Source organism: Candidatus Frankia nodulisporulans, assembly GCF_902806475.1.
Taxonomy (GTDB): domain Bacteria; phylum Actinomycetota; class Actinomycetes; order Frankiales; family Frankiaceae; genus Frankia; species Frankia umida.
In genome coordinates, this window is record NZ_CADCWS010000343.1 from 1 (window position 1) to 3,636 (window position 3,636).

The 3,636-nt window shown below is 68.3% G+C and carries 5 protein-coding genes and 1 pseudogene; 4 read left to right on the forward strand and 2 right to left on the reverse strand.

Annotation, left to right across the window (positions count from 1 at the left end; genetic code table 11):
- Both G6R24_RS19345 and G6R24_RS22920 read right to left on the reverse strand, forming a co-directional pair.
- A pseudogene (locus G6R24_RS19345) lies at positions 1–329 on the reverse strand (oxygenase MpaB family protein); the annotation flags it as partial.
- A gap of 226 nt (positions 330–555) precedes the next feature.
- Entirely contained in the window at positions 556–1,182 is a 627-nt protein-coding gene (locus G6R24_RS22920) for a nucleotidyltransferase family protein (protein WP_225438759.1), read from the reverse strand.
- 377 nt (positions 1,183–1,559) lie between these two features.
- On the opposite strand from G6R24_RS22920, the gene G6R24_RS22925 reads away from it, so the two are divergent.
- The 4 genes from G6R24_RS22925 to G6R24_RS19375 all read left to right on the forward strand — a co-directional run bounded on the left by G6R24_RS22925 (position 1,560) and on the right by G6R24_RS19375 (position 3,521).
- Positions 1,560–2,210 (forward strand): hypothetical protein, encoded by a 651-nt coding sequence (locus tag G6R24_RS22925; RefSeq protein ID WP_225438758.1) that lies wholly within the window; start codon positions 1,560–1,562, stop codon positions 2,208–2,210.
- Between the two features lie 324 nt (positions 2,211–2,534).
- Positions 2,535–2,756: a hypothetical protein gene (locus G6R24_RS19365; protein WP_163550598.1), complete on the forward strand. Its 222-nt coding sequence runs from the start codon at positions 2,535–2,537 to the stop codon at positions 2,754–2,756.
- A complete protein-coding gene (locus G6R24_RS19370; RefSeq protein WP_163550599.1) occupies positions 2,753–3,157 on the forward strand; it encodes a type II toxin-antitoxin system VapC family toxin in 405 nt (134 codons plus the stop codon). Before G6R24_RS19365 ends, G6R24_RS19370 begins: the two co-directional genes overlap by 4 nt.
- Positions 3,158–3,275: 118 nt before the next feature.
- Positions 3,276–3,521 carry a hypothetical protein gene (locus G6R24_RS19375; RefSeq protein WP_163550600.1) on the forward strand — a complete coding sequence of 82 codons (246 nt, stop codon included), beginning with the start codon at positions 3,276–3,278 and terminating at the stop codon, positions 3,519–3,521.
- Positions 3,522–3,636: the final 115 nt, after the last annotated feature.

A 3,636-nucleotide genomic window follows, 5' to 3' on the forward strand; every position in this document is an offset into this window, starting at 1 on the left:
TCCGCGTTGGTGATCGGATAGGCACGGTGCATCTGGTTCATCCGGCGAATCGCGGCCCGCCCCTCGACACCGGCGAACCCGTGCTCGAGCACCGCGTCGAGAATGAGGACGGTGTCCTCGAAGCGTTTCTGGGACCGTGCCGTGAACTCTCCGGTGCTGGCCAGCAGCCGGCCGACCGACGGGACGGCGAAGGTGCGGAAAAGCGCGAAGGACATCGCGTTGAAGTAGTCCCACGGGAACTCGCAGGTCGAGCTGATCCGGTAGATCTCGTGAAAGTCCGATGCCGGGTCGAGCCGCTCGATCCCGCGCAGCCCGTCGAACCGCTTCATCGATCTCCCCCCGACCGGAAACGGCGGCCCCTGCCGCCGCGCGCGGTGTCCGACGCCGCTACTGTCCAACTCCGCGCACAGTAACCGCACGGCGTCGTCGTCGCACCCTGACATCGCATGGTGGGACATTCTTCCCGCCGTGCGACCGGCCAGAACACCCTTGGCCGCCGGGCTCGGATCCGGGCCCGCGGTAGGACCGATCGTCGCGATCGTCCAAGGGAACCCGTTATGGGTGAAGGTGAGAACCACACTCGGTGTCGCCTTCATCCCGGTGTCCACCTTGCCGGCGGGCGAACCGTCCGCGGCGGGCCGCGTGAGCACGGCCGAGAGGGTCCGAGAGAGCGCTATGTGAGCTGTTGAGGCTTTGGCGCGTGCTGTGAGCTGATGCTCTTTCTGGTCCTGGTGGAAGCCCTGTTCCAGTGACCTTTCCGATGAGACGCGGGAGCTGATCCCTGCAGCCCGTTGGCGTTGCGCACCCGGACCCCTTCAGCCGGGACTTGGGCACCAGGTCGACGCGACGTCCGACGATCTTCGCAAGCTCGTCTCGGAGATCGACGAGGTCGAAGCCAAGCGTTGAGTCGGGTGCCAGCACGTACAGCAGATCGATGTCCGAGGAGGCGGTGTCGTCGCCGCGCGCCACGGAGCCGAAGACGGACAGCTCGGCGACACCGTAGCGCCGGCACACCTCAGCAATCCGGCTGTCACCCAGGTCAACGGTCACCCGACCATTATCGCCCCCGTGACAGGCCACGACCGCACGACGGCGGCACCGCCTCACGCGCGTTCCCGCGCGACGCCCGGCAGCGTCCCGCGTACCGCGGGCGGACCACGGCCCAGCAGTGAGCCGAAGCATGAGAAGCAGTCCGACACGCAAGGCGCATCTGCTCGACTGCCCCGGTCGCCCGCGGGTCCGCAGACCTCTCACGCCCTCGCGTCGTCGGTGTGGCCGCGACGGCGGCCACGAGCTCGTGCGACCGGCGAATCCGAACCAGTGGAGGCATGATCCGCCGCGTGCTGTGGGGTCGTGGACCCGTTGCGAGCCTTCCGGACCGTGGACGACGCCGCCGCCGTCGCTGCTGGCATGGTCTCGGCTGACGCTCGTCTCCAGGACGTCTGGCGACACGCCGTCGTCAGCTCCTCCACGACTACACCAGCGTCCTGCACCACCAGGGCCGTGCCGCGGCACAGGCCATGTGGGCCGACCGGCCACGAACGTCCGGCGACCGGCGCGTGGACGCCGCTTTCGCCGCTCTCGGGGAGCACCTCGCCCGCCGCGACGGCTGGCCCGCACCTCAGTGGGTGCGCGACCCCGCCCTCGAAGCGATGCCCTGGTGGTTCGTCACCGCACTGAAGGGGCTGCATCCCCGGGCACTGGTCGAGTCCCCCTGTCGTTTCGCAAACGCGGCATCTTCATCACCCGCGGCGCCCTCCCACGGGCGTGACATGACCACCCCGGGTCTCGACCGCGAGTCGATCGCCGGCCTGCTCCAAGAACTCAACGACGAACTGGGCCGGCGCGGCGCCAAAGCCGACCTGTTCCTCGTCAGCGGCGCCGCCCTCGCCCTCGCCTACCACGCCCACCGCTCCACCCGCTATCTCGATGCGGTGTTCCCGCCGACCCACGTCATCCGAGCCGCTACCGCCACGCTCGCCGAACGCCACGGCCTGTCCACCGACTGGCTCAACGACGCGGTGAAAGGCTTCCTGCCCAGTCCGGATCCGGCCGCGAGCAGATATTTCGAGGCCGATCATCTCACCGTCGACATCGCCTCCACGACCCAGGCGACCGTGCGGACCACCCCTGACGATTCAGTCAGACCTGATCTCAGGACCCTCCCCCACCATCCGCGCACATCGCCCGCAGGCCTACATCCCTACTGACAGCTCGCCACACCGAACGTCGTCACCCGCCGGCCGGTCGGTCGTCTACTGGCCCAGCGGCTGCCTGCCGCGACCACCGGTGTCCGCCAAAGTCGCCGTTGCTCGGCACCTCGGCCAGACGGACGCGGTACGCATCGTCGCACCATAGTCGTCCAGCAGGGGCCGGATACTTCGACTCGTCTCGTGACGATGATCGTCGGCGTGGTGGTCGCGTTGACGTTCCTGCGCCACCTCGAACGTGCTTGCGTGCGAAGGTCGCGGGTCGTTCGGCTGCGTCTCGGTGGATCTCGGTGGCGGGCCGTGCGTCGGTCGTATCCTGGACAGGTGAGTACCCTGCGGGACGAGCTGCACAGTCTGATCGACCGTCTGCCCGAGTCGCAGGTGGCGCCGATCCTGGCTCTCGTACGCGAGAGTGCGCCTGCCGAGAGCGGTGGCGATAAGTGGCCATTGCCAGATTTCGTGGGTGCGTTGGCCAGCGGCAAGGGTGATCTCGCCGCCCGTTCGGCTGAGATCCTGCGCGCGGAACTCGGGCGCGATCCCGAGTGATCGTCTGGGACACCGGGCCGCTGATCGCCGCCGCCGACAGTGACGACGAGCACCACGCCCGCAGCGTCGCTCTCATGCGGCGCACACCCCAGCCACTGCTCGTTCCCTATCCCGTGCTGACCGAAGTCTGTTTCATGCTCGAACGAGAGAAAGGCACCCGCGCCGAAGCCGCGTTCCTGCGCTCCATCAGCACGGGACAGATCAGCCTGATCCCGCTTGCTCGCCAGGACCTCGACCGGATGGTCGAGCTGGTCGAGAAGTACAGCGACTTCCCACTCGGCGCCGTCGACGCCTCCGTGCTCGCGATCGCCGAACGGCTCGACGCGGATGCCATCGCGACCTTCGACCGTCGGCACTTCTCCGTCGTCCGCCTCACGAAGCCGATCGCACTGCTGCCATGACCTTGCTGACACGCCGGCCAGCCTTGATCCCCGCAGCAGCCCGCCTGTATGCGGCGGATCTCCTACATTCTCGCCACCAGGCCGCAGGCTGCGATGGTCCACTGCGGAGCCCGAGCCCGTGGTCGGGCGCGCGACGCCCAGCGGCCGCCACCTTCGGGTGCGCGGCTGGCTCGGCGAGTTCGGGGCGCAGCATCACGCGCATGTGCGCGTAGCGGTCGGCTGCGAAGCCGACATGGGCGACGGGCACGTCGCGCAGCGCGGCGACGGCGTCGGAGCTGCCGACCCGAACGGCGTCGACGTGCGGACCACCATCATGGAAACCGCCGAGTCCCTCATCACAACCGGCGCCGTCCCCGGGAGCTGAACACGCGGGCAGCCGATCGAGCCAGCGCGGCCACTCCCGCCAGTGATCCCTACATCCGCGCTGGTCAAAGCCTCAAAGAGGTAATCACATTGTTACGAAGATCGGTAATCCTGGA

Excerpts from the sequence above, each read along its gene's own strand:
- G6R24_RS22920 (WP_225438759.1), bottom strand. The coding sequence starts at position 1,182 with ATGCTTCGGCTCACTGCTGGGCCGTGGTCCGCCCGCGGTACGCGGGAC.